The sequence below is a fragment of the Tenggerimyces flavus genome, assembly GCF_016907715.1.
Taxonomy (GTDB): Bacteria; Actinomycetota; Actinomycetes; order Propionibacteriales; family Actinopolymorphaceae; genus Tenggerimyces; species Tenggerimyces flavus.
Genome location: NZ_JAFBCM010000001.1, coordinates 898,785 through 924,659, shown reverse-complemented (window position 1 = coordinate 924,659; position 25,875 = coordinate 898,785). Strand labels below are relative to the sequence as shown.

Below are 25,875 nucleotides of genomic sequence, written 5' to 3'. Positions count from 1 at the left end.
CACCCGTCGGTGATCAGTACAAGCCACGATTTCGCGGGGACCCCGGAAAAGCTAGTGGCCCTCTCTCCGGCGTGCGGGTGGTCGAGCTCGCGAGCCTCGCGCCCGGCCCGTTCGCCGCGACCATGCTCTCCGACCTCGGCGCGGAGGTGCTGCGGGTGGACCGCGTGGCGCATCTCCCGTCGACGCCGCCCGCTTCGCCGCCTCCCGACCCGCTGGGGCGGGGTCGCCGTTCGATCGCGGTCGACCTCAAGAACCCCGACGGCGTCGACGTCGTCCTCCGGCTGGCGGCGCGGGCCGACGTGCTGATCGAGGGCTTCCGGCCGGGCGTGACCGAACGCCTGGGCATCGGGCCGAACGACTGCTTCGCCGCCAACCCGCGGCTGATTTACGGGCGGATGACGGGATACGGGCAGAACGGGCCGCTCGCGCAGGCGGCAGGGCACGACATCGACTACCTCGCGATCGCCGGCGCGCTGGACCCGATCGGCCCTGCTGACGGTCCGCCCGCACCGCCGATCAACTACGTCGCCGACTTCGGCGGCGGCGGAATGCTGCTGGTGGTGGGGATCCTCGCCGCCCTGCACGAACGCTCGCAGTCGGGCCGCGGCCAGGTCGTCGACGCCTCGATGACCGAGGGCGCCGGCCTGTTGGCGGCGTTCGTCCGCGGCCTGCGGTCGTCGGGTGGCTGGCCCGGCCCGCGCGGCACGAACATCTTCGACGGCGGCGCCCCGTTCTACGGAACGTACGCCTGTTCCGACGGCCGCTTCGTCGCGGTGGGGGCGGTCGAGCCCCAGTTCTACGCCGAGCTCCTCCGCGGCCTCGGCCTCCGGGCGGACGACCTGCCGCCGCAGCACGACCGCGACCACTGGCCCGCGACGAAGGCGCGCTTCGCGGAGATCTTCGCGACCAAGAGCCGCGACGACTGGGCGAAGACGTTCCGCAACACCGACGCCTGCGTGACGCCCGTCCTGAGCCTCGAGGAAGCCCCGAAACACCCGCACCACAAGGTCCGCAAGTCCTTCGTCGACATCGCCGGCACACCCCAACCCGCCCCCGCCCCTCGCCTCTCCCGCACCCCCGGCGCCGTCCAGGGCCCCGCCCCGTACCCCGGCCAACACACCCGCGAAGCACTGGTCGACTGGGGCTTCCCGGAAGAGGAGATCGACGGCCTGATCGACATCAAGGCGATCGGGTAGTCGCAGTCCGGCTCGTCGAAGAAGCCCCAGAAGGCCACCGGACGTCGCGGAACAGACGGTGGCGTGCGGCGAAACTGAGCGAGCCGGGGCTGCGACCATAAGAACTAGTCGGACACCCGAAAGTCGGGCGTGCGACATTGTGTGGAACCAACACCACAAACCGGCTCGGTAACGGTGTGGCTTCGACATGGTGTCGGTTCCGGCACATGCTCGATGCTGGAGGGACGAGTCGGCGGTCCCAGGTGCGCTGACAGGACGCCGTGGGTACGTTATGGCCAGACGCTCCGTCCCTGTCACGCCTACAGGCGGTCGGCAGCACGGCGGCGCGCAACACGCTTCCCGCCAAGGGTGCGCGGTGATCCCGCGACACCGACGGCACGAAGGAGGGCCACACCTTGACGGCACCGTACGCGCGAAGCGACGAGCCCGAGCTCGTTCAGCTCCTCACCCCCGAGGGTGAGCGGCGCGAGCATCCCGATTACGCGTTCGATCTCGACGACGACGCGATCAAGGGCTTCTACCACGACCTCGTGATGACCCGCCGGATCGATACCGAGGCGTTCATGCTGCAACGCCAAGGCGAGCTCGGCATCTGGGCCTCGCTGCTCGGACAGGAAGCCGCCCAGATCGGCTCGGGACGAGCCCTCCGCAAGCAGGACTACGTGTTCCCCACGTACCGTGAGCACGGCGTCGCTTGGTGTCGCGGCGTCGACCCGCTCGCGCTGATCGGCCTGTTCCGCGGCGTCGACCACGGCAACTGGGATCCCGCCGAGTTCGGCTTCCACCTCTACACGATCGTCATCGGCGCCCAGACCCTGCACGCCACCGGCTACGCGATGGGCGTCCAGCGCGACGGCCTGGTCGGGACGAACGACGCCGAGCGCGACACCGCGGTCGTCGCCTATCTCGGCGACGGCGCCACCAGCCAGGGTGACGTGAACGAGGCGTTCATCTTCTCCACGGTCTTCAACGCCCCGGTCGTGTTCTTCATCCAGAACAACCAGTGGGCGATCTCCGAGCCGATCGAGAAGCAGTCGCGGATCCCCCTCTACCGGCGCGCCAGCGGCTTCGGCTTCCCCGGCGTACGCGTCGACGGCAACGACGTCCTCGCGACGTACGCCGTCACCAAGGCCGCGCTCCAGCAGGCCCGCGACGGCGGCGGCCCGGTGCTGGTCGAGGCGTTCACCTACCGCATGGGCGCCCACACCACCAACGACGACCCGACCAGATACCGCCTCACCGACGAGCTCGAGCACTGGAAGCTCAAGGACCCGCTCGCCCGCGTCAAGGCATACCTCGTGCGGAACGGACTCGCCGACGAGGCGTTCTTCGAGCAGGTCGAGGCCGACGCCGACACGCTGGCCGAGCATCTCCGCAGCAGCACCCGCGCGATGCCCGACCCCGATCCGGCGAAGATCTTCGATCTGGTCTACCAGGAGCAGACTCCGGAGCTCGTGGAGCAGAAGGAGTGGTTCGTCAAGTACCACGCGTCGTTCGCTGCGCAGGCGGAGGTGCACTGATGCCACAGTTCGTCTTGTCCAAGGCCATCAACGCCGCACTTCGCCGCGCGATGGAGGACGACCCCAAGGTGCTCGTCATGGGCGAGGACGTCGGCAAGCTCGGCGGCGTCTTCCGCGTCACCGACGGGCTGCAGAAGGACTTCGGCGAGGACCGCGTGATCGACACGCCGCTCGCGGAGTCCGGGATCATCGGTACGGCGGTCGGCCTCGCGCTGCGCGGCTACCGGCCCGTCTGCGAGATCCAGTTCGACGGCTTCGTCTACCCGGCGTACGACCAGATCGTCAGCCAGGTAGCGAAGATGAACTTCCGCTCCCGCGGCCGGCTGAAGATGCCGATCGTCATCCGCATCCCGTTCGGCGGTGGCATCGGCGCGGTCGAGCACCACTCGGAGTCGCCCGAGGGTTACTTCACCCACACCGCGGGGCTGAAGGTCGTCGCCGTCTCCAACCCCGAAGACGCGTACTGGATGCTGCAGCAGGCCATCGCGTCCGACGACCCGGTCATCTACTTCGAGCCGAAGCGGCGCTACTACGAGAAGGCCGAGATCGACACGTCCGCGACGCAGGCGCCGTTCCCGTTGCACGCCTCGCGCGTCGTACGGGAGGGCACCGACGTCACGCTGCTCTGCTACGGCCCGATGGTGAAGACCTGCCTCGAGGCCGCCGCGGCCGCTGAGGAGGAGGGCCGCAGCCTGGAGGTCATCGACCTGCGGACGTTGTCGCCGCTCGACCTCGGGCCGGTGTACGAGTCCGTACGCCGCACCGGCCGCGCGATCACCGTGCACGAGGCGCCGATGACGCTCGGCCTGGGCGCGGAGCTCGCGGCGCGGATCACCGAGCAGTGCTTCTTCTCGTTGGAGGCTCCGGTGCTGCGCGTCGGCGGGTTCGACACCCCGTACCCCGCCGCGAAGCTCGAGGAGGACTACCTGCCCGACCTGGACCGGGTGCTCGACGCCGTCGACCGGACGCTCGCGTTCTAGAAGGGAATCAGCTCAGTGAGTGAGGTACGCGAGTTCAAGCTGCCGGACGTCGGCGAGGGTCTCGTCGAAGCCGAGATCGTCACCTGGAAGGTCAAGCCGGGCGACACGGTGGCCGTCAACGACATCATCGTGGAGGTCGAGACCGCGAAGGCGCTCGTCGAGCTGCCGTCGCCCTGGGCAGGTACGGTCACCGACCTGCTGGTCGAGGAGGGCCAGACCGTTCCGGTCGGTACGCCGATCTTCCGCGTCGGGGACGAGTCCGTTCCACCGCCGCAGTCGCCGGAGGAGTTCGTCCCGACACCGCCCGCACCCAAGACCGAGGCGGACCAGGAGCGGCACGCGGTCCTCGTGGGGTATGGCCCGCGCGCCACCTCGGCGAAGCGCCGGGCCCGGACCACAGACGCGCCGGCGCCAGTCGCCGCCGCGCCCACGGCGCCTGCCGTGCCGGTGGCGACGAGCGGCCCCGTGCTGGCGAAGCCGCCCGTACGCAAGCTCGCCAAGGATCTCGGCGTCGACCTGCGCGTGGTGACGCCGAGCGGGCCGAACGGCACCATCAGCCGCGAGGACGTCCAGTCGCACGTCGCGCCACCCGCGGCGGCCGCCGCCGTCGTGGCAGCGCCGATCCCCATCGCCGCGGGCGAACGTGAGACGCGCGTCCCAATCCGTGGCGTCCGCAAGATGACGGCGCAAGCTGTCACCCAGAGCGCGTTCACCGCCCCGCACGTTACCGAGTGGATCACGACCGACGCCACGGCGACGATGGAGTTGGTCGCGAAACTCAAGCAGCACCGGGATTTCCGCGACCTCAAGGTCTCGCCATTGGTCGTCCTCGCGAAGGCGTGCTTGATCGCGCTGCGCCGCACGCAGGAGCTGAACTCGGTGTGGGACGAGGCCGCACAGGAGATCATCTTCAAGCAGTACGTCAATCTCGGCATCGCCGCGGCGACTCCGCGCGGGCTCGTCGTGCCGAACATCAAGGACGCCGACCGGTTGTCGATGTCCGAGCTCGCCCGTGCCCTCGGCGAGCTCACCGCGACCGCCCGCGAGGGCAAGACGCAGCCCGCGGAGATGGCTGGAACGACGTTCACGATCACCAACGTCGGCGTGTTCGGCATCGACGGCGGAACGCCGATCCTCAACCCTGGTGAGTCAGGCATCATCGCGTTCGGCGCGATCAAGAAGCAGCCGTGGGTCGTGGACGACGAGGTCGTGCCGCGGTGGGTAACCACGCTTTCGCTCTCGTTCGACCATCGTCTGGTCGACGGCGAGCAGGGATCCCGCTTCCTGGCCGACGTCGCGAGCATCATGAGCGACCCGTCGAACGCCCTGCTGCTGGCCTGAACCGGCCGCCAACCAACGGCAGCACGACGCCATAGCTTGAAGACAAGCGTCGTGCTGCCGTTTTGGTTGCGGTGGCATGACCAGGTGGCATTGCCCGTGAGTGATCGTCCCCAGTGAGAGTGGCACGGCAGCACACCGTCCGCCCATTCACAGGGGGTTTGCATGAACGTGCGCAAACGGTTGCTCGTTCTCCTCACTGCCGTCGTGGCCGCAGGGGTTGCGATCACGACGGCGGCTCTCGCGGCACCATCCCAGGGCAGCGGAGACCGTACGGCGTCAGGACGTACGTACTCCGACAGCGTCCGCGGGCTCGTCTACGCAGGACTCGTCAAGGACAGCAAGAACTGCGGTCCTGGCTATCGCATCGCGACGCTCGCGAACAACCGGACCGTCTGCTCGCACGGTCCCGATCCAGCGCCCGCCGGTACCTCGGTGAAGACCAGTGTCCAACCGGTGAAGGCGAAAGACGTCAAGACCGAAGCGGTCTGCGATGGCGACGGAACGAGTGGGTATCGCGTTCAGGTGTTGTACGTTCGCGCGTCCGACCGCGCGAGCCGCTTCGGCCAGTACGTGAACTCGATCCGTACGTGGGCGAACGAGGCCGACGACATCTACTACCAAAGCGCTGTGGAGACAGGCGGAAACCGTCGCATCCGCTTCGTCCACGACGCGAGCTGTGTGATCGACGTACGCGAAGCCGTCATCCAGCCGAACGGTGACGACGAGTTCGGTGCGACCACGAACCAGCTCGCGAACCTCGGCTACAACCGCACCGATCGCAAGTACATGTTGTTCGTCGACTCTAACGTGTACTGCGGAATCGGCGGGATCATGAACGACGATCGAAGCGCGGCCGGGAACGCCAACAACAACGGGCCGAGCTACGGACGTACGGACACGGGCTGCTGGGGCGGCCACACCGCGGCGCACGAGCTCAACCACAACCTGGGCGGCGTCCAACTCTCAGCGCCGAACACCAGCAACGGTTGGCACTGCACCGATGAGTACGACGTGATGTGCTACTCCGACTCGCCGGATTACCCGCCGATGCGTTACATCTGCGCCGACCAGGGGCATGAGTACCGACTGGACTGTCGGCACGACGACTACTACAGCACGAACCCCGCGGCCGGAAGCTACCTGGCGACGCACTGGAACAGCGCGAACAACAGGTTCCTCATTCGGCCGTAACCGCAAATGCGATAAACGGCCAAAACCGGTCGGCGGAAAGGAGGTCAGGGTCTTTCCGCCGACCGGGATCACGCCGTAATGTAAGCACTCGGTCACTCATTGTTCCCGAGTGTCAATTTCCAACGTTTTCAGGGCCTTTCGGCAATTCGCCGGCAAACTTAGGATTCGCTCATGGAGCTGGAGCTGCGGCACCTGCGGATTCTCTGCGCAGTGGCTGATACGGGGAGCGCCACCCGGGCGGCGGCGACCCTCGGCATGACCCAGCCCGCGCTCACCCGACAGGTGCAAAGAATCGAGCGCACGCTCGGCGGGCCGATGTTCGTCCGCGATCGAAGTGGCATGCATCCCACCAACCTCGGCGAGTACGTCCTCGCCCGAGCCCGCGCCGCATTGTCCACGGTGCGCGACCTCCAACCCACCCGGTCCGTCACCACCCGCGATCAGGCGACCACGCCCCGCATTCGGGTGGGCTCGAAGTCGGGCCTCATGCTCGCCGGCATCCTGGACGGGCTCGCCGAGCTCGTCCCGCACGCCGAGGTCACGTCGGAGTACGGCGCCAGCGCGCGCCGTCTCGCCGACCTGGTCGTGGCAGACCGGCTGGACCTCGCGCTGCTGACGGAGTTCTCCGGTCGGCCGGTCCGCTACGAGGCGGGGCTGGTCTGCCATCCGATCCTCAGCGAGCCGGTCTACGTCCTGCTCCCCGCGCTGCACCGGGCCGCGTCGTACGCGGAGGTGCCGCTCAGCGAGCTTGCCAAGGAGGACTGGGTCGTGTCACCCCCAGCCGACGACGGCGAGCTCGAGTGGTTCGTGGGGGCCTGCCTCACCGCGGGCTTCAGCCCCCGAGTGGCACACCGCCTCGATCCGTTGTCCGGCTTGGACGTCGTCCGCTCCGGCCGAGCAGTCCGCCTCTGCGCCCGTTCCCAACCCGTCCCACCCGGAGTCGTCACCCGCCCCCTCCTCGGCACCCCCCTCCGCCTCCACCGCCTCCTGGCCGTGGACCGTCAAGGCTGGCTTGCCCCTTACGCCCTGCCCTTGGTGGAGTACATCCGCGCCGCGTACGACGAAGCGCTCCCCAAGTCCACCCCGACCGCCGTCTCCTTCTAGCCAACCCACGGGACTCGTCACCCGCCCCCTCCTCGGCACCCCACTCCGCTTCCACTGCCTCCACCGCCTCCTGGCAGTGGACCGTCAAGGCTGGCTTGCCCCTTACGCGCTGCCCTTGGTGGAGTACATCCGCGCCGCGTACGACGAAGCGCTCCCCAAGTCCACCCCGACCGCCGTCTCCTTCTAGCCAACCCACGGGACTCGTCACCCGCCCCCTCCTCGGCACCCCACTCCGCTTCCACTGCCTCCACCGCCTCCTGGCGGTGGACCGTCAAGGCTGGCTTGCCCCTTACGCGCTGCCCTTGGTGGAGTACATCCGCGCCGCGTACGACGAAGCGCTCCCCAAGTCCACCCCGACCGCCGTCTCCTTCTAGCCAACCCACGGGACTCGTCACCCGCCCCCTCCTCGGCACCCCACTCCGCTTCCACTGCCTCCACCGCCTCCTGGCGGTGGACCGTCAAGGCTGGCTTGCCCCTTACGCGCTGCCCTTGGTGGAGTACATCCGCGCCGCGTACGACGAAGCGCTCCCCAAGTCCACCCCCACCGCCGTCTCCTTCTAGCGCCTGTGCCGAGAGTGGCTGGAGCGACGCAGTGGCGTCTCGACATGGTTGCCGGGGGTGCTCCTGGATGGCTCTGCGGTAGCCCCCCGTGACGGCAAATGATCATGTTTACATGATCATTTGCCGCTCTACGTGGGATACACCCCGCGTAAAGCACCCACTCGCCAGGTAAGGCGGCATCGGCGCCCATCCGCCAGCACCCCCGACACACCCAACACGGCCTAGCCACCCACCGCACGCCGGCTCGTCAGTGGCCGCGAACGGGATCGTCATCGAGCAGGCGCAGATCGTCACCACCCACAACCTGGCCGCGCTCGTTGCCCTCGGCCTGGGCGGCCGGCGGTTCCTGGGCTGGACCACCGACCGCCACTGGATTACTAGCGCCGCTCGGGTTTGAGCGTCTTGGAGAACAGGGCCGTGCCGTCCTGGTCGCGTAGGTGAACGGTGAGGTCCGCTGTCTCGCCGGAGATCTCTACCTCGCCGAAGTGCTGGAATCCCTCCAGTGGTGAGGCGTTCGGCGCCGGGGGAGCGTGGACGAAAACGGCTTCTGGTCCGAAAGTCGCGTCCAGCGCGTTCGGACCGAAAGCGCCGGCGTTCAGTGGGCCCGACACGAACTCCCAGAAAGGCAGGAAGTCGGTGAAAGTCGCACGCGACGGCGAATAGTGATGCGCAGCCGAGTAATGCACGTCTGCCGTCAGCCAGACGACGTTCCGCACGTTGTGCCGACGCAAGGCCGACAACACCGAGGCCACCTGCAATTCGCGGCCCAAGGGCGCCCCTGGATCGCCTTGCGCCAGCCCCTCCTGGGCCGCGGCGCCATCCGGCACCACCAAGCCCAGCGGCAGGTCGGCGGCCACGATCTTCCAACGAGCGTTGGACTTCAGCAGCGACGAGATCAACCAGCGCTGCTGCTCCAGGCCGAGCACGCCGCCGTCGGGAACGTTCGACGTATTCGCAGAGTTCGCGTTCTTGTACGTCCGCATATCCAGCACGAAAACGTCGAGCAAAGGCCCGTACGAGAGCTTCCGATAAACCCGACCAAGCGAATCATGCCGCTGCCGCCGAAGAGGCATCCACTCGAAGAAGGCCCGACGCGCCCGAGTGGCGAGAACATCCACCCGCTGCTCGGTATAACGCGGATCGTCCAACACCTCGCCCGGATACCAGTTGTTCGTCACCTCATGGTCATCCCACTGAACAATCTGCGGAACGGAGGCATAAAAGCGCCGAACGGCCGGATCGAGCAGGTTGTAAGCCCATTGACCGCGGTATTCCGACAACGTCTCCGCGACCTTCGTCTTCGGCGTGGTCACGACGTTCCGCCACACCCGGCCATCGGGCAGAGTCACCGAAGGCAGCAGCGGACCATCGGCATAGATCGTGTCGCCGGAGTTCAAGAAGAAGTCGGGCCGCCGCGCGAGCATCCGCGCGAAGATCGGGATCTCGTCCAGGTCGGGATTGCGACCCCAGCCCTGCCCGACCATGTCGCCGGACCACAGGAAGCGGATGTCCTGCCGACGCGACGGCGCGGTGACGAAGCTGCCCGACTGAGATGCACCATGCACGCCGTGGCGATCCGGGTCCTCCAGCCGCACCCGGTAGTAGACCCGCGAGCCGGACAGCAGGAACCGCACGTCGACCTGACCCGTGTAGTCGGACGCGCCGGTCACGACCGGCCCGCGCACGGTGACCGATCGGCGGAAGTCGGGCGTACGGCTCAACGACACCATCATCCGGGCCGTTCGGGACGAACGCGCCCACACCACAGCGCCGGACGAAGAGGGGTCGCCGGTCGCGATCCCGTGGGTGAGCTCGGGTCGGCCGGAGCGGACGAGGCCAGGTCCGGCCATCGCCGGCGAGGCAACGGAGGGAAGAAGGGCGGCGGCGCCAGTCACAAGACCGGCCCGTAGGACGGAACGGCGAGCGGGAAACGGCATGTCACCTTGTGTAGGCCTGGTCGGTGACACCCCCTCGAACACCGGGCGGCCGGTCGATGACCGGGAGTCGGCCGGGGGTCTCACCACCCATACCGCCGACGGCACTAACGGCCATGACGTGTCATCATGCCTGCCTGTAGGGGGCTGATTCTCAAGAACGTGGAGGTGTGCCCGTGCGTCGACTTCGGACCGCGCGCGTCTTCGTCGCGGGTGCCAGTCTCGTCCTGATCGGATGGGCGGCGCCGACGGCGGCAGTAGCGACGACTGGCGACCACTGCGTCGCCACGGTGGTGGCGAACACGTCGAAGGTCACCGACTACCGGTGCTTCGACACCTTCCCCGCGGCCATCTCGCACGCGACCAAGGGTCGGGTGAAGCTCCAGCCCGGCGCCAGGACCGTCAGCGACGCGCAGCTCGCGGCGGCCGGGGTCGGCCCCGCCGCGGAGGAAGCACCGGTACCGGCGGACTGGGTGCTCGGCACCGAGTACGACGGCACCAACTACGGCACCCCGTCGCTCACGATGGTCGGCCACGGCGGTTCGGGCTGCGCCGGCAGTACGTACGACTTCGACAACCTCAGCGCGTACGGCTGGAACAACCGGCCGTCCTCGGCGCTGGGCAACGGCGGCTGCTGGATCAACCACTACGACCAGACCAACCAGGGCGACCCGCACTACGTGTGTGACGGCACCTGCACGGGGCTGTCGTCGCTGAACAACCGCGCCTCGTCACTCAGGTTCTGGTAACCCTCAGCGGATCGCGCTCGGCAGGCCGAGCCGTTCGCAGGTCTTGGCGTCTCCGGGAAACACCCCGGCGACGCCCTCTTCGAGGGTGCAGGCGACCAGGTTCGGAACGGCGGCCGGGTCGTCGGCCCGCCGGGTGTCCTGGTTGACCCCGTTCGCCCCGGCGACGATCTTGCCCGTCCGCCACAGCGCGGAGCAGGTGCCGATCGGGTCCTTGCCGGCGATCCGGTCGGTGTGGGCAGGAGCCGCGGCCTTGGCCTTCTCACCGGCGGCCGGCTCCGGCTCGGCCACAGCGACCTGGTTGCCGCCGAAGCCGTCGAGTGCCTGAGGCGTCGCCGCGGAGAAGCAGACCACGCTCGCGAGGTCGGTCGGTGCCTTGAAAGCGACGTACGCCGACGCCGCTCCGCCGGCGAGCACGAGCGCCATTGCTCCGATGCTCACCGTGGCGGTACGCCGGGACCGGCGCCACCAGGGGCGCTGCGACCTGCGTACCTCCTCCTCGAGGAGGTCGCGGACGGCTTGTCGCCGGCCCCACTCCATCCCGCGCGGAGGCGGGAGACTGTCGATGTCACTCATCTTCTTGCTAGTCCCCGTTCTCGATCCGTCCCGGCGGCTGCGCCGACCAGATGACGGCCGGGCTCAGGGTGGGTGCGGGACCCCCCGTCCGTCCCGCACCCACCTCGAGCCCGGCAAGTCGTCGGAGGTGCTCTCGGGCACGCGAGAGCCGGGAGCGCACCGTGCCGACCGGGACCCCGAGGGCCACGGCGGCGTCGGTGTAGCTGAGTCCGGCCCAGACGCACAGCGCGAGCACGTCCTGTTCATCGGGCAGCAGGCGGGAGAAAACCTGAAGGACACGCCGCATGGCGCGTTCGTCGTCGACGCGCGAGACTGCCTCGTCGGCCGGGTCCGGTGCGACCACGGCAGGCGGGAGCTTCGCGAGCAGGCGGCGGTGTCGCCGCAGGCTGCGGTCCCGGTTGCGAACGACGTTGTTCGCCACCGCGAGCAGCCAGGGCAGGATCGATTCGCCACTGAGCGACACATCGCGCCGGCGCCGCCAGGCTTCCAAGAAGACGACGGAGGCGAGATCCTCGGCCGCTGACCACGATCCGGTACGGCGGAAACAGTGGTTGTAGACGGCGTCGGCGTGCCGCTCGAACAGCGACCCGAAGGCAGACGGATCGCCCTTGGCGGCCTTGCGCCAGAGCTCTCCATCGGTGCCTCCCGGCGATCCGAGCTGATCCACAACTCGTCTATGTCCAGTTGGCTCGGGGAGTTCCGAACTATTTTCTGAGGGGCGTCGAGGCATCCAGTCCCGCTCCTCCTGATCCGCCGGATGTGGGCGTATCTCGTCGCTTTCGGCTCGTCCTTCGTCACCCAGGGTCTCTCACCGGGCGCTTTGATCACCACTTGAGCTGCGAGAACGCGACGAACGGGGCTGTTTGTCCCGCTGACCGGGACTGCCAGGTGGCCGATTCCGGCCACCCGTCCGCGTGTCGTTGCCGCCTTACCCGGCCAGTGGCCGCTCTACCTGGCGTCCACCCCACGTAAAGGGGCCAATGATCATGTAAACATGATCATTGGCCCCAGGGCGGGTGGACCGGTCGAACCGACCGCCGGACGAAAGATCGAGGCTAGGTCTACCGGCGCGCGAGGGAGACCAGCGGGCGGCCGGCCCGGGCGGCCCTGATCAGCATCGGGCTCGGGCGGTAGCGGCCGGACGGGTACGCGCGGGCCAGCTCGGTGAGGACGTCGACCACGAGCCCGGCGCCGACCTCGTCGCCCCACGCGAGCGGTCCGCGCGGGTAGCCGGTGCCGAGCCGCATCGCGGTGTCCACGTCCGCCGCGGCTGCCTCGCCGCGGGCCACCAGGTCGACCGCCTCGTTGACGAGCATCGAGACCGTACGTGCCACGACGAGGCCGGGCACGTCGTCGATCACGGTGACCGCCAGGCTCGCGGCCTGGAACAGGCCGATCGCCTCGGCCAACGTGTTCGGCTCGCAGGCATCGCTCGGCGCCAGACACACGCGTGTCGCGTTCGCCGCGTCGCCGACCCAGTCCAGCGACACCGCGTCGCCGTCCATGCTCACCGGTTCGCCGGTGGTCTCGATGACGAGGCCGCCGCTGGGCAGCTCGACGCCGTACGCGATCTCGCTCGGGTCGAAGTCGTCCGATCCGTTCCGTGCCCCGGACGCCCCGGTGAGGTAGCGCTCGACGCTCACGCCGCCCGCCACGATGCGGTCCAACAACCCATAGCAGGTGGCGAATCCGCCGTGATAGACGACGCGTTCGGGCGCCGGCCGCGGCTGTTCGGTCGCGGGCTCGGGGCTTTCGTCGTCGTAGGTGTACCAACCGCGGCCCGACTTGCGGCCCATCCAGCCGGCGTCAACCAGCGCTTGCTGGCGCGTACTCGGTGCGTAGCGCGGGTCTCCGAACGTCTGTTCCCACACCGAACGTCCGACCGCCAGGTTGACGTCGTTGCCGACAAGGTCGGCGAGCTCGAACGAGCCCATCCGGAACCCGCCGGACTCGCGCAGCACCGCGTCGATCGTCGCGCAGTCGGCCGCGCCGTCCTCGAGGACCTGCAACGCCTCGCCGTAGAAGGGCCGCGCGACGCGGTTGACCACGAAGCCCGGAGTCGACGTGCACCGGACGGGCGTCTTGCCCCAGGCGGTCGCGGTGTCGAACACCTGCTCGGCCACGGCCTCCGACGTCGCCGCTCCCGCTGGGACCTCGACCAGTGCCATCAGCGGTGCGGGGTTGAAGAAGTGCATGCCCACAACGCGTTCCGGCCGTTGCAGGCCTGCCGCGATCGCGGTGATCGAGAACGTGGACGTGTTCGACGCCAGCACGGCGTCGTCTCCACACACCTTCTCCAGCTCGGTGAACAGCTCGCGCTTGACGGACAGTTCTTCCAACGCCGCCTCGATCACCAGGCCGCAGCCGGCGAGGTCCGCGAGTGCCTGAACGGGACGCAACCGCGCCTTGGCAGCGTCGCCGTCGGGCGCTGTCAACCTGTCCTTGGCAACCATCCGGTCGACATGTCCGTGGATCCGTTCGATGGCCGAGGCCGCGGCGCCGGGCAGCACGTCGTACAGGCGCACCTCGTGCCCGGCGACCGCGGCGACCTGGGCGATCCCCGAGCCCATGGTGCCGGCGCCGACGACGCCGATGGGAACGCTGGGGGCGAGCGCGTGTCCGGGCATGGTCACATCCTGTCGGATCGCCTGCCGGGAACGCGAGGACCTCCGGGCCAGACGGCTCGGAGGTCCTCGAGGTCAGACGGTGGTGGCGCTGGTCACCACATCTTGTGGCGCAGGTAGCCGAGCAGGCCCTCGCGCTTGGCGCCGGGCGCCTTCTCGCAGGCCGAGCTCGTCGACGCGTAGCGGTCGCCGTTGGTGAGAATGCACCGGTACAGCGGGGAGAACGTGCTGCCGGCCTTGTAGGTGTAGAGGTAGCCCTCGACCTTCACCTTGGTCTTGCCCTCGCAGTTGGACTGGCGAGACAGGAAGTGGTCGTACTTGCCGCCACCGTTGGACTTGCACGAGTACAGCGGAACGGTCCGGGCAAGCTTCACGTGCGGGAGGTACCAGGTGTACTCACGCTTGTAGCCCGCGGAGACCCCGTACGAGGTCTCCCAGTGGTCGGGGCCGTTGTTGAAGCGGGAGAACGTGACGTAGTTCGACGGGTAGAGCGCCCACCCGATCGTCCCCTCATACGTCCGGCCCTCGCAGTTCCGCTGGCCCGAGACGAAGTGACCCTTGCCCGGGACGAGGCAGCGGTAGAGCTGCACGGCGACCTGCGTGGGCTTCGACTTGAAGGTGTAGCCGAGCGTGGAGATCCGGCTCTTGCCCTCACAGTTGGACTTGAGCGAGACGAAGAAGTCGGCGGCGTTGTTGCGGCACTCGTAGAGCGGCTGGGTGTTGGCGACCTGCGTGGCGTACAGGCCCCACAGCCCGCCGCGCTCGGGCCACATGCCGGGGTAGGTGATCTTGGCGGTCGTCACCCGGTGCGTGCCCTTGTAGGAGACGTACCGGACGAGGTAGTTGACAGCGGTCGCGTTCGGGCTGTCCGCGCTCGGCGCCTGGTCGGCTACGGCGGTGGTTGCCGCGTCAGCCGGCAACCCGACGCTCATGAGCCCGGCTACCGCCAGCGCGACGCCGGCCAGCTTCCGTTTGAGCACAGTTCGTCACTCCCTGTGATGGTTTCGATCCATTCGAGGGGAATTTACAACCGAACGCTGGCGCGGCGCTGGCGCGGCATCATGCCCTGTGGACCGTCGAAATGTGACTGCCCGTGGCTACCACATCTTCCAGCGGACCCAGCCGAGCAGACCCTCGCGCTTCACGCCCTTGGCCTTCTCGCAGTCCGACTTCCCTGACTCGAAGCGGTCGCCGGTCGGGAGAATGCACCGATACAGCGGGGCGAACGTGCTGCCGGCCTTGTACGTGTAGAGGTAGCCCTCGTGCTTGATCTTGGTCTTGCCCTCGCAGTTGGAGTGGCGGGACAGGAAGTGGTCGTACTTGCCGCCACCGTGGGACTTGCACGAGTAGATCGGAACGGTCTTCGCCACCTTGTTGAGCGCGATGAACCAGCTGCCCTCGCGCTTGTACGACCCGGTGATCGGGAACGACGTGATCCAGTGGTCCGGACCGTTGTTGAACCTGTTCAGCGCGATGTAGTTCACGGGCCGCAGCGCGTACCCGAGCTGTCCCTCGGTCTTCTGCCCCTCGCAGTTCGCGAGAACGGAGACGAAGTGGTCGGCCTTGTTGCGCACGCTGCAGCGGTAGAGCAGGACCGACGCCTGGGTGGGCTTGCCCTTGAAGATGTAGCCCAACGTGGCCAACCGGCTGTGGCCTTCGCAGGTCTTGGTCAACGAGACGAAGTGGTCCGACGCCCCGGCGCGGCACTCGAACAGCGGCTTGGTGTTGGCGACCTGCTTGGCGTACAGGCCCCACAGGCCGCCGCGCTCGGGAAACACCCCCGGATAGGTGAGCGACGACGTGGTCACCCGGTGCCGGCTGCCGACCGTGGCGTAGCGGACGAGGTAGTTGATCGCAGTGGCGTCCGGGCTGTCAGCGCTCGGCGCCTGCGCCTGGTCAGCCGTCGGGATCGCTGTCGTGGCAGCCTGGGCCGGAAGCCCGACGCTCAGGAGTCCGGCGACCGCCAGGACTACACCTGCGAGCTTGCGTTTGAGCACAGTTCCTCCCCGTGTTGGATCAGATGGAGGGGAATGTACAGGGGTGGGCCGTTCTCGCGCACGGGCGGAATCGTGGCCTGTGGACAAGCGAATTGTCACTCCATGTCGTCGAGCGCCGAATGGCTCCGCGTAGCATTCCCCCGGCCCTGGAACCTGCCCGGAGGACGCCCCGCGCATGAGCAGCACCGACGATTCGCTCGCCCGGCACCAGTACCTGCTGGACCATGCGCTCGAGGCGATCCGCACGCGGGCGTACTACTCCGCGTACCCGGAGTCGCCCAGCCCCCGGTACTACGGCGACAACGCCGCGGCGGAGGGCAAGGCCGCGTACGAGGCGCTGCTCGACACCGACCTTCCCCTGCACGTGCCGGGCTCCGAAGCGCTCGTCCAGGACGAGGTGTCGCCGTTCGGGTTCGCGCTGAACGTCCGCTATCCCCAGGTCACCGAGGACGACCTCGACGAGTTGCTCTCCGCCGCGCAGGCAGGCATCCCGGCCTGGCGCGACGCGGGCGCTGAGGTGCGCGTGGACGTCTGCCTCACCGTTCTGGACCGCCTGCACCGGCGGGTGTTCGAGCTGGCGAACGCCGTCCGCGCGGTGACGGGGCAGGGCTTCGTGATGGCGTTCCAGGGCATGACGCACGCGCTCGACCGCGCGCTCGAGGCGATCGCGTACGCGTACGTCGAGATGACGCGGCACCCGTCGGTCGCCTCCTGGGTGAAGCCCGCGCGGGAGGGCGCGCTGCGGGTCGAGAAGACGTTCACCGTCGTGCCGCGCGGCGTCGCGTTGGTCGTGGGCTGCAGCACGTTCCCGACCTGGAACGGCTACCCCGGTCTCTTCGCCTCGCTGGTCACGGGCAACGCGGTGGTCGTGAAGCCGCACCCGCAGGCCGTCCTGCCGCTGGCGATCACGGTGCAGGTGTGTCAGGAGGTGCTCGCCTCCCTGGGGTACGACCCTGCGTTGGTGACGCTGGCCGCCGAGCACGCGGGCGACGACCTGGCGAAGGACCTCGCGACGCGGCCGGAGGTGCGGATCGTCGACTACACGGGGTCGACGGAGTTCGGCCTGTGGCTGGAGGAGCACGCGCGGCAGGCACGGGTGTACACGGAGAAGTCGGGCGTGAACGGGGTCGTCGTCGACTCGACCTCGTCGTTCGCCGGGATGTGCGCGAACCTCGCGTTCACGATCTCGCTGTACTCGGGGCAGATGTGCACCTCGGCGCAGAACCTCTACGTGCCTAGCGACGGGATCGACACGGACGAAGGGCACAAGTCGTTCGAGGACGTCATCGCCAGCCTGGCGGCGGCGCTGGACACGCTGTTGGGTGACGACGCGCGTGCGGCCGAGGTGCTCGGCGCGCTGGTGAACGAGGCGGTGATCAACCGCGTCGAGCTGGTGCAGGAGTACGGCGAGGTCGCGCTCGAGTCGCGGTCGATCGCGCACCCGGAGTTCCCCGACGCGGTCGTCCGGACGCCGGCATTGGTTGTCCTGGAGGGCGAGGACCTCGACGCGTTCAGCCGGGAGGTCTTCGGGCCGGTCGTGTTCGTGGTCCGGACCTCGTCCTCGCTGGAGTCGGCCGAGCTGGTGCGGAAGGTCGGCATGTCGGTCGGGTCGATGACGGCTGGCGTGTACTCGACCTCGCCCGAGGTGCTGGCGTCCGTCCGTTCGGCGGCGTTGGACGCGGGCGTCGCGCTGTCGGAGAACCCGACCGGCACGCTGTACCTCAACCAGGCTGCCGCGTTCAGCGACTACCACGGCACCGGCGCCAACCCCGCCGCCAACGCGTCCTTCACCGACGGAGCGTTCGTAGCTGGCCGCTTCCACGTGGTCCAATCCCGCCGCCCCGTGTCCTAACCGCCCCGACGGACGAGCTGTCCCGCTCCCGATCCGCGACGGCCCACCGCTCGGCACAGCCATGCACTCACTCGACCCGCCACCTCGCGCGCAGCGCTCGCTGAGCTCCCCTGTGTGCCCCCGATGTTTCGAATCAGGGCGTCCCTCTATCGAATAGTTGGCTACAGGGACGCCCTGATTCGAAACGACCCCTCCACTTTCGGCGCCCAACCCGCCGTCCCCGGACAACAACTCCGGGCGGCCCTGAAGCGGATACCTACGGTCCGTGACGGCCCACCGAGGTGGGTTTCCCGCCTCTCACCGGGTTGGGGTATCCCGCCCCCACCAATCCAACCGGGTACGCAAGTTGCGATGCCAAGATCCTTGCTGGTCAGCGCCCCGATCGCGAGAGACTGCCGCCACGCTGTGGACAAGGATCCGAAATCGCTGGCTGGGGACAGAAACCCGGTCAGTTGTAGATCTCCAACAAGACCTGCTGGAACGGGGTCAGCTCGTTCAGCATCCGCCGTACGCGCGGGCGGCCGCCGGTCGAGGGGGAGACGAGCTCGGTCTCGGTGATGCCCGCCAACGTCGACAGCAGCTCCTGGACGGACAGGTCCAGGCCGGCCTGGTGGGCCCGGTGCCGCATCAGGTGGGCGACGGTCACCGCCAGGACGCCGACAGCGTCGCGGGGCTCGGCGAACGTTCGCAGTGTCGACTCCAGGCGGAACCTGGCCCGGTACGCGGTCAGCACGTCCGCCACCGACCAGTCGGCGTGGTCGGTGATCAGCAGCTGCTTGCCGAAGACCTCGTCCGTCAGCCGCCTGCGGGCTGCCTCGTCGACCGACCAGGTGAGCGAGTCGCTCGTCAAGGCTGTCTTGACGACCCGATCCACCCATCGCACTCGGGTGATCCGGGCGATGTCGGTCGCGGCCTTCTCCCGACCGACGCGGATAGTGCCGGACTCCAGGAGCTCTGCCAGCCGCTCGAGTCGCCGCGCGACGACGGTCAGCTCGGCTTCGAGCGTCGCTGTCTGCGCGGCAGCCGCGTTGGCCGAATGCACCACGATCACGCGCCTGTCGACGCCCGCCACCAGCGCCCGCGTGTCGAACGCGGTCACCCCGGGGAAGCGAGTCGCGTCCACGACCGAGCGCTGACGAGGCCGTACGGCGAGCAGCTCCGGGTAGTCCGTGATCGGCAGCGCACCGACGAACGAGCGGGTCGGATGCCCGAGGGCTCCCGACTCCAGCAGGACGGTCCCGTCGACCCCCGAGACCGGCACCGCGCCGTCGAGGGTGACGCACAGGTCGTGCACGAACAGCGTCCGTCCGTCGCTCGACCCCAGAACGTCCCGCGCCCGCGAGCCCACCGCCGCCTCGACCGCCGCGCGAGGAAGGGCCGCCACCGCCCGAGCGAGCCGCGACGCCGGTGGGACAGCACGCAGCCGCAGGTGCCGCCGTACGGCCGCCTCCTCCCACCACGCCGCCACGGACTCGCCGGTCCGGGCGAGCAGCCGGTGCGCGACGGCGAGCTCCAGGCACTGCCCGACCGAGACCGCCGCGCGCTGCCGCCCGACGAGCGAGTCGACGACCCCGGCGACGTCGAGCGCCCGCAAGGTGCCGAACACCGCGACCAGGTCGCCGTACGGCCGTTGCCGCACCCGCGAGACGTCGCCCGAGGACCGCACTGCCTCGGCCACCGACTCGGCGTCGCCGAGGTACTCCTGCTCTACGATCCGCGGCCGCCCACCGACCCGTCCAGAGCGGGCGAGGTAGTAGTACGTCTGCCCGTTCACGCGCTTCCCGACGATCGACGCCATACTTTAGGTAATACAGGATCGGCGAGGATTTCACCAGGCCAGCAAGGCGATCGGGCGAGTGTGGAGCCAGGGCACGCTCCGTCATTGGCGGTCTCGGCGAGCCGAGTCGTAGCGTCCGACACCGTGGATCAAGTACGCCCCACGCCGTCCGCGATGCGCCGCGCGCTCGCGAGGGCCCGTGACGGCAAGACGTTGAACGCCGACGAGGTTGCCGTCCTGCTGCACGCGCGCGACGACGACCTCGACACCCTCGCCACGTACGCCAGTCGGGTCAGAGACGCCGGCCTCGAGGCGCTCGGCGAGCAGGGCGTGATCACGTACAGCAAGAACGCGTTCATCCCGCTGACGAGGCTGTGCCGCGACCGCTGCCATTACTGCACGTTCGTCACGGTCCCAGGAAGACTCCCAGCCCCGTACCTCAGCCCCGACGAGGTCCTCGACATCGCACGCAAGGCAGCCCAAGCCGGCTGCAAGGAGGCGCTGTTCACCCTCGGCGACCGCCCCGAGGACCGGTGGACCCAGGCGCGCGAGTGGCTCGACGAACGCGGGTACGACGACACGCTCTCCTACGTCCGCGCGATGGCGATCCTCGTCCTCGAGGAGACCGGGCTGCTTCCACACCTCAACCCCGGTGTGCTGTCCTGGCAGGACTTCCAGCGCCTCAAGCCCGTCGCCGCCTCCATGGGCATGATGCTCGAGACCACCGCGAAGCGCCTGTTCACCGAACGAGGCGGCCCCCACTACGGCTCGCCCGACAAGGACCCCGACGTACGGATGCGCGTGCTCGAGGACGCCGGACGGACATCGACCCCGTTCACCACCGGCATCCTCATCGGCATCGGCGAGACCCACGAGGAACGCGCCGACTCGATCTTCGCGATCCGCAAGGTGTCCCGCGAGTACGGCGGCATCCAGGAAGTCATCGTCCAGAACTTCCGTGCCAAGCCCGACACCAAGATGCGTGCGGTCCCCGACGTCGACGTCCAGGAGCTCGCCGCCACCATCGCCGCGTTCCGGCTCGTGCTCGGCCCGAAGGCCCGCATCCAGGCGCCGCCCAACCTGATCGGCGATGGCGACTACGACCTGATGCTGCGCGCCGGCATCGACGACTGGGGCGGCGTGTCACCCGTCACCGTCGACCACGTCAACCCCGAGCGCCCGTGGCCGCGGGTCGAGGAGCTCGAACGCCTCACCAACAAGGCCGGCTTCCAGCTCCGCGAGCGTCTCGCGATCTACCCCGAGTACGTGAGAACAGGTGAGCCCTGGATCGACCCGCGCATCGCCGGCCACATCGCCGCGCTCGCCGACCCCAAGACCGGCCTCGCCAACCCCGACGCCCTGGCCAAGCCCCGCCCGTGGCAGGAGCCCGACGGCGGTTTCCTCAACGCGGCAGGGCGAACGGACCTGCACGTAGAGGTCGACACGGACGGCCGTACCGACGATCGCCGCTCGGACTTCGACGCCGTCTACGGTGACTGGGCCGAGGTCGGCGCCCGCATCGAGAAGGCGCCGCAGCGCCTCGACGCCGACGTCAAGGACGCCTTGCGCCAGGCCGAGAAGGACCCGACCGGGCTCACCGACGACCAGGCCCTCGCGCTCATGCTCGCCGATGGTGAGGAGCTGGATGCCCTTGCCGGCTTGGCGAACGACGTCCGCCGCGAGGTCTCCGGCGACGACGTCACGTTCGTCGTCACGAGGAACATCAACTTCACCAACGTCTGTTATACCGGCTGCCGGTTCTGCGCTTTCGCGCAACGACGCACGGATGCCGACTCGTATACGCTGTCCATGCAGCAGGTCGGCGACCGCGTCGACGAGGCGTGGGAGGCCGGCGCGACCGAGATCTGTATGCAGGGCGGCATCCACCCCGACCTGCCGGGCACCGCGTACTTCGACCTCGCCCGCGAGGTGAAGAAGCGCCAGCCCGACATCCACCTGCACGCGTTCTCGCCGATGGAGGTCGTCAACGGCGCCTCGCGTACGAACCTCCCGATCCGCGCATGGCTCGACCAGGCTCGCGAAGCCGGCGTCGACTCGATGCCCGGCACCGCGGCGGAGATCCTCGACGACGACGTCCGCTGGGTGCTGACCAAGGGCAAGCTGCCCGCCGCGAGCTGGGTCGAGGTCATCTCGACCGCGCACTCGCTGGGCATCCCGACGACGTCGACGATGATGTACGGCCATGTCGACACCCCGAAGCACTGGGTCGGCCATCTCCGCGTCATCGCCGACCTGCAGAAGAAGTCGCTGGAGGAGAACGGGCAGCCCGGTTTCACCGAGTTCGTCCTGCTCCCGTTCGTCCACCAGAGCGCGCCGATCTACCTCGCCGGGCTCGCACGCCCCGGCCCGACGCCGCGCGACAACCGCGCGGTGCACGCGGTCTCGCGGCTGATGCTGCACGGGCTGATCGACAACATCCAGGCCTCGTGGGTGAAACTCGGCCCCGACCTGTGCAGCGCCGTGCTCGAAGGCGGCGTGAACGACATCGGCGGCACGCTGATGGAGGAGACGATCAGCCGGATGGCGGGCTCGGCAAACGGTTCCTACAAGACGATCAGCGACCTGGCCGAGCTCGTGGCACCGACCGGGCGGCCGCTCGTGCAGCGCACGACGACGTACGGTCGACCCGACGACGAGCGCATCGCCGCCGGTGCCGCGAGCGACGGCGTGGCGGCATCGGTCCGGCGCGGTCTGCCGATTCATATCGGGAGCTGATGACTGCGATCACGACTGTGACATAGGCCACTCCCGCAGTAGGTTGGGAGCCATGGAGAAGCGCAGACTCGGTCGGATCGGCCACGAAAGCACCGTGCTCATCTACGGCGCCGCCGCGCTCGGCAGCGTGACGCAGGACGTCGCTGACCAGTCCATCCAAGAGGCGTTGGATGCCGGCATCAACCACTTCGACACCGCGGCGAGCTACGGCGACGCCGAGCTGCGCCTCGGCCCGTGGATGCCGCGCATCCGTGACCAGATCTTCCTCGCCACCAAGACGGGCGAACGCGACAGCGAGCCCGCCTGGGCCCAGATCAACAAGTCGCTCGAACGGTTGCAAACCGACCAGGTCGACCTGATCCAGCTGCACGCGGTCGGCGACCTCTCCGAGCTGGACAAGCTCACCCGCCCCGGCGGCGGGCTCGAGGCCGCGGTGCGCGCGCAGGAGGAGGGGCTCGTCCGCTTCGTCGGCATCACCGGCCACGGCCACGAGGCCCCCGCGACCCACCGCGAGGCGCTCAACCGCTACCCGTTCGCCACCGTCCTCACGCCGTACAACTACGTGCTGTCGACGAACGAGCAGTACAAGGCCGACTTCGAGGAGCTCGTCGCCGAGACCCAGCGCCAGGACGTCGGCCTGAAGATCATCAAGTCGGCCGCACGGCGCAACTGGGTGACCGACGAGCACCAGTACTCGACCTGGTACGAGCCGTTCGACGAGCAAGAGCACGTCACCGCGGCGCTGAGCTTCGTCCTCTCCCACCCGGAGGTGACGGGCATCGCGACGCCGGGCGAGGTACGCCTGCTCCGCCTGCTGATCGAGGCCGAGAAGGCTCGCCTCAGCCGCGAGGACGCCCAGGCCGTCCTCAGCCGCGCGGACAACTACTCGTCCCCGTTCGAGAACGCCCCGATCTGACCGGCACGCCGCTGCCCGTCCTCTGGCTCTGCGGAGCTCCGGGGACGGGCAAGAGCACCATCGGCTTCGCGTTGCACCGACGGCTTCCGGGTAGCGCGTACGTCGACCTCGACCAGCTCGGCATCTGCTACCCCGAGCCGGCCGACGACCCCGGCCGGCACCGGCTCCAGCTCGAGAACTTGCGAGCCGTGGCCGAGAACTTCCGCGGCGCCTCCGCCCTGGTCGTGTCCGGCGTCGTGGATCCCCGCGGGCGGGTCGCACCGGACGTCGGGTTGCTGTGCCGCCTGCACGCCAGCCCGGACGACGTCCGTACCCGCCTGCTCGGCCGAGGCGACGGCGACCTGCCCGGCGCGCTGGCCGAGCTGGAGGCGCTGGAACGTCGGGGGATCGGCCTGCGCGTCGACACGACCGGGCTGACCGTTGCCGAGGTCGCCGACAGGGTGGCCGAGCGCACCGGCTGGCTGACCCACCCGCTCGGCGGGCTGGCGGATCCGCCCGTTCCGAGCGCCGAGGCGAACGACGTCGCCGTTCACCTGATCTGCGGCCCCACCGGCGTCGGCAAGTCGACCGTCGGCTGGCGCGTGTACGAACGACTGCTAGCGACCGGCGCCACCGCCGGGTACGTCGACCTCGAGCAGCTCGGCTTCTGCCCACCGAACGACCACCGCGCGAAGGCCGCCAACCTCGCCGTCCTCGCCACCGCGTACCGGAAGATCGGCGCCACCGCCCTGGTCGTCGTCGGCCCGGTCGACGAGCCAGCCCTCCAGGCGTACGCCCAGGCGCTCGGCACCACCCGCCTCCGCGTCCACGCCCTGTACACCGACCGCGACGAGCTGACCCGCCGCATCCTCAGCCGGCACGACCAGCCGAGCTGGGCGGCGCCTGGCGACAGGCTCAACCGCCAACCGCTGGAAGTCCTCCGCCGCATCGCCGCCGAGACCAGACCGAACGACCTCGGCCACCGCGTCGACACCACCGCGAAGACCGTTGACGAGGTCGCCGACGAGATCGTCGGCTAACGGGCCAGCCACGACTCGTACAGGTCCGCCACCACCTCGTCGATCGAGTCCCGGTGCGTCTCCACATCCAGCACCGGCACCAGCGACGACGCCTCGGCCAGCAGCCCGGCGATCGGCACCTGCGCGGCGTCGAACGCGTACTCGTGCTGCCCGTCCGTGCTCGACACCAGGTCGGCGCCTGGCAGCGTCGGGGCCGCGACGGCAGCGTCCGTCGTCAGCACCAGCCGCCGCCGGTCGCCCAACGTCGCGCGCAGCGCGGGGAACGCGCCGTCGAACGCGATCGCGCCGCGGTGCAGCATCACGACTCGCGACGCCAACTGTTCGAGGTCCGGCATGTCGTGACTCGTCACGATCACCGTCATCGCACGCGACGCGTTCAGATCGAGAATGCTCTGCAACATCCGCCGCTTCGCCAGCACGTCGAGCCCCAACGTCGGCTCGTCCAGCAGCAACAGCTCCGGCTCGTGCATCAACGCCAAGCCCAGGTCAGCCCGCATCCGCTGGCCCAGCGAGAGTTCTCGGGCCAAGGTCTGGAAGAACGCGTCCAGCCCGAGCAGCTCCTTCACGTACGCAAGCATCCGGTCGAACCGCTCGCGCGGGATCTCCCACACGACCCGCTTCCACTCGAACGTCGCCCCGACCGGGTGGTCCCACCACAGGTCGGTCCGCTGCCCGAACACCACGCCGATCCGGCGCACGTACGGCACGCGCTGCCGCACCGGGTCCATGCCGAACACCCGCACCGACCCGGCGTCGGGCGCGAGCAGCCCCGAGAGCAGCTTGATCGTCGTGCTCTTGCCCGCCCCGTTCGCGCCGGCGTACGCGAGGATCTCACCACGGCGCACCGACAGGTCGATGCCGTCCAACGCTGTGATCGTCGAGATCTTCGGCCGCACGAGGTTGGTCAGGGCGTCGCGGAGCTTCTCCGAACGCTGCCGTTGCTGGTAGCGCTTCAGGACTCCGCTGATCTCAACGACGGTGTCCGAAGTTGGAGTAGCGCTGCGAACCGACGCGGGCATAGTGCTGCAGCCCCTTTCTGAAGACGAAGTACGCCGCGGCCGCGAACAGCGGAGCGGCGAGCGGTGCGACAAGCCCGCCAGGGAAGAGCGGCGACACGTCGGCGATCGAACGAGCGGGCAGCCAGGCCGTGAAGCCCACGGGGATGACGGTCAGCAAGCCGCCGAGCAAGAAGCGGTTGACGCCGTCCAACGGCAGCGGCCCGAGCGAGCCGACGACGCGGTTCGTCGCGCTGTTGATCTCCTCCGCCGATCGCGGTGCCCAGAACGCGATCGCGCCCCACGCGACCTGCAACGCGAGCACGATCGCCGCGGACGCGAACAGGTTGAGCAGCAGAATGCCCAACCATACAACGGAGAACGGCCGATCCAGCAGCGACGACGTCCAGGACAGCATCGCGATCGAGATGATCAGCCCGAACGGTTGCCCGAACGGCGTGAAGCCTTCCGTCAGGAACATCCGCCACAACGGCTGCGGCTGCACAAGCATGTGGTCGAGCTGTCCGCGCCCGATCCGGCGGCTGATCATCTTGACGTTGTAGCCGAACAGCGTGTCCAGCAAGGAGTTCACGAACATCGCGTACCCGAGCATGAACAGGATCTGCGCGCGGTCCCAGTGCCCGATGCCGTCGAACCGTACGGCCAGCAGGAACGTCGTCGAGATCGACGCGACGATCAGGACGGCGTCGGAGAGCACGTACATCGCGGCGTCGCGCGGCCCGCGCAGGACCCACAGTAGGTCCATGCCCGCGAACAGCTTCCACATCCGCAGCAGTTGGCGCACCGAGA

21 protein-coding genes are annotated in these 25,875 nt (G+C 68.9%); 12 read left to right on the top strand and 9 right to left on the bottom strand.

The window, feature by feature from the left end; all coding sequences use genetic code 11:
* The first annotated feature begins 71 nt into the window (after positions 1-71).
* The 7 genes from JOD67_RS04445 (at position 72) to JOD67_RS04415 (ending at position 8,290) form a co-directional block, all read left to right on the top strand.
* Positions 72-1,196: a CaiB/BaiF CoA transferase family protein gene (locus JOD67_RS04445; protein WP_307782270.1), complete on the top strand. Its 1,125-nt coding sequence runs from the start codon at positions 72-74 to the stop codon at positions 1,194-1,196.
* Between the two features lie 395 nt (positions 1,197-1,591).
* Positions 1,592-2,716, top strand: coding sequence for a pyruvate dehydrogenase (acetyl-transferring) E1 component subunit alpha (gene pdhA / locus JOD67_RS04440; protein WP_205115502.1), 1,125 nt, complete (start codon positions 1,592-1,594; stop codon positions 2,714-2,716).
* Complete coding sequence (locus JOD67_RS04435; protein WP_205115500.1) at positions 2,716-3,696, top strand: alpha-ketoacid dehydrogenase subunit beta; 981 nt, start codon at positions 2,716-2,718, stop codon at positions 3,694-3,696. Before pdhA ends, JOD67_RS04435 begins: the two co-directional genes overlap by 1 nt.
* Before the next feature lie 15 nt (positions 3,697-3,711).
* Complete coding sequence (locus JOD67_RS04430) at positions 3,712-5,037, top strand: dihydrolipoamide acetyltransferase family protein (RefSeq protein WP_205115498.1); 1,326 nt, start codon at positions 3,712-3,714, stop codon at positions 5,035-5,037.
* Between the two features lie 162 nt (positions 5,038-5,199).
* Entirely contained in the window at positions 5,200-6,228 is a 1,029-nt protein-coding gene (locus tag JOD67_RS04425; protein WP_205115496.1) for a hypothetical protein, read from the top strand.
* A 171-nt stretch (positions 6,229-6,399) separates the two neighbouring features.
* On the top strand, positions 6,400-7,332 hold the full coding sequence (locus JOD67_RS04420; RefSeq protein ID WP_205115495.1) for a LysR family transcriptional regulator: 933 nt from the start codon (positions 6,400-6,402) through the stop codon (positions 7,330-7,332).
* An 811-nt stretch (positions 7,333-8,143) separates the two neighbouring features.
* Positions 8,144-8,290, top strand: coding sequence for a hypothetical protein (locus JOD67_RS04415; protein WP_205115494.1), 147 nt, complete (start codon positions 8,144-8,146; stop codon positions 8,288-8,290).
* On the opposite strand, the gene JOD67_RS04410 is transcribed toward JOD67_RS04415, so the two are convergent.
* The gene (locus JOD67_RS04410; protein WP_205115493.1) at positions 8,271-9,830 is read right to left on the bottom strand and encodes an alkaline phosphatase D family protein; all 1,560 of its coding nucleotides are present in this window, start codon (positions 9,828-9,830) and stop codon (positions 8,271-8,273) included. The two genes, JOD67_RS04415 and JOD67_RS04410, sit on opposite strands and share 20 nt — an antisense overlap.
* Positions 9,831-10,003: 173 nt before the next feature.
* Between JOD67_RS04410 and JOD67_RS04405 the strand changes: the two genes are divergently transcribed.
* Positions 10,004-10,576, top strand: a complete 573-nt coding sequence (locus JOD67_RS04405) for a beta/gamma crystallin family protein (protein WP_205115492.1) — start codon at positions 10,004-10,006, stop codon at positions 10,574-10,576.
* Positions 10,577-10,579: 3 nt separating this feature from the next.
* Here the strand turns inward: JOD67_RS04405 and JOD67_RS04400 are convergent, their stop codons facing one another.
* The 5 genes from JOD67_RS04400 to JOD67_RS04380 form a co-directional block, all read right to left on the bottom strand.
* Complete coding sequence (locus JOD67_RS04400; protein ID WP_205115491.1) at positions 10,580-11,149, bottom strand: hypothetical protein; 570 nt, start codon at positions 11,147-11,149, stop codon at positions 10,580-10,582.
* Between the two features lie 7 nt (positions 11,150-11,156).
* Positions 11,157-11,816, bottom strand: coding sequence for an RNA polymerase sigma factor (locus JOD67_RS04395; protein WP_205115490.1), 660 nt, complete (start codon positions 11,814-11,816; stop codon positions 11,157-11,159).
* 394 nt (positions 11,817-12,210) lie between these two features.
* Positions 12,211-13,776 carry a 3-hydroxyacyl-CoA dehydrogenase gene (locus JOD67_RS04390; protein WP_205115488.1) on the bottom strand — a complete coding sequence of 522 codons (1,566 nt, stop codon included), beginning with the start codon at positions 13,774-13,776 and terminating at the stop codon, positions 12,211-12,213.
* Positions 13,777-13,868: 92 nt separating this feature from the next.
* Complete coding sequence (locus JOD67_RS04385; RefSeq protein ID WP_205115486.1) at positions 13,869-14,753, bottom strand: hypothetical protein; 885 nt, start codon at positions 14,751-14,753, stop codon at positions 13,869-13,871.
* A 117-nt stretch (positions 14,754-14,870) separates the two neighbouring features.
* Positions 14,871-15,770: a hypothetical protein gene (locus JOD67_RS04380; RefSeq protein WP_205115484.1), complete on the bottom strand. Its 900-nt coding sequence runs from the start codon at positions 15,768-15,770 to the stop codon at positions 14,871-14,873.
* 175 nt (positions 15,771-15,945) lie between these two features.
* Here JOD67_RS04380 and paaN point away from each other — a divergent pair, with 175 nt between their 5' ends.
* Positions 15,946-17,622: a phenylacetic acid degradation protein PaaN gene (gene paaN, locus JOD67_RS04375; protein ID WP_205115482.1), complete on the top strand. Its 1,677-nt coding sequence runs from the start codon at positions 15,946-15,948 to the stop codon at positions 17,620-17,622.
* Positions 17,623-18,070: 448 nt separating this feature from the next.
* Here the strand turns inward: paaN and JOD67_RS04370 are convergent, their stop codons facing one another.
* Positions 18,071-19,420: a DNA ligase-like domain-containing protein gene (locus tag JOD67_RS04370; RefSeq protein ID WP_205115479.1), complete on the bottom strand. Its 1,350-nt coding sequence runs from the start codon at positions 19,418-19,420 to the stop codon at positions 18,071-18,073.
* 123 nt (positions 19,421-19,543) lie between these two features.
* Between JOD67_RS04370 and JOD67_RS04365 the strand changes: the two genes are divergently transcribed.
* Genes JOD67_RS04365 through JOD67_RS04355 form a run of 3 tightly spaced genes read left to right on the top strand, consistent with a single transcriptional unit; the run spans position 19,544 to position 24,070 of the window.
* Positions 19,544-22,135 carry a bifunctional FO biosynthesis protein CofGH gene (locus tag JOD67_RS04365; RefSeq protein WP_307782269.1) on the top strand — a complete coding sequence of 864 codons (2,592 nt, stop codon included), beginning with the start codon at positions 19,544-19,546 and terminating at the stop codon, positions 22,133-22,135.
* 52 nt (positions 22,136-22,187) lie between these two features.
* Positions 22,188-23,051: an aldo/keto reductase gene (locus JOD67_RS04360; RefSeq protein ID WP_205115471.1), complete on the top strand. Its 864-nt coding sequence runs from the start codon at positions 22,188-22,190 to the stop codon at positions 23,049-23,051.
* Entirely contained in the window at positions 23,048-24,070 is a 1,023-nt protein-coding gene (locus JOD67_RS04355; RefSeq protein ID WP_205122852.1) for an AAA family ATPase, read from the top strand. The genes JOD67_RS04360 and JOD67_RS04355 overlap by 4 nt, the downstream gene beginning before the upstream one ends.
* Here the strand turns inward: JOD67_RS04355 and JOD67_RS04350 are convergent.
* Both JOD67_RS04350 and JOD67_RS04345 read right to left on the bottom strand, forming a co-directional pair.
* Positions 24,067-25,089: an ABC transporter ATP-binding protein gene (locus JOD67_RS04350; protein WP_205115469.1), complete on the bottom strand. Its 1,023-nt coding sequence runs from the start codon at positions 25,087-25,089 to the stop codon at positions 24,067-24,069. The two genes, JOD67_RS04355 and JOD67_RS04350, sit on opposite strands and share 4 nt — an antisense overlap.
* A complete protein-coding gene (locus JOD67_RS04345) occupies positions 25,040-25,870 on the bottom strand; it encodes an ABC-2 family transporter protein (RefSeq protein ID WP_205115466.1) in 831 nt (276 codons plus the stop codon). The genes JOD67_RS04350 and JOD67_RS04345 overlap by 50 nt, the downstream gene beginning before the upstream one ends.
* Positions 25,871-25,875: the final 5 nt, after the last annotated feature.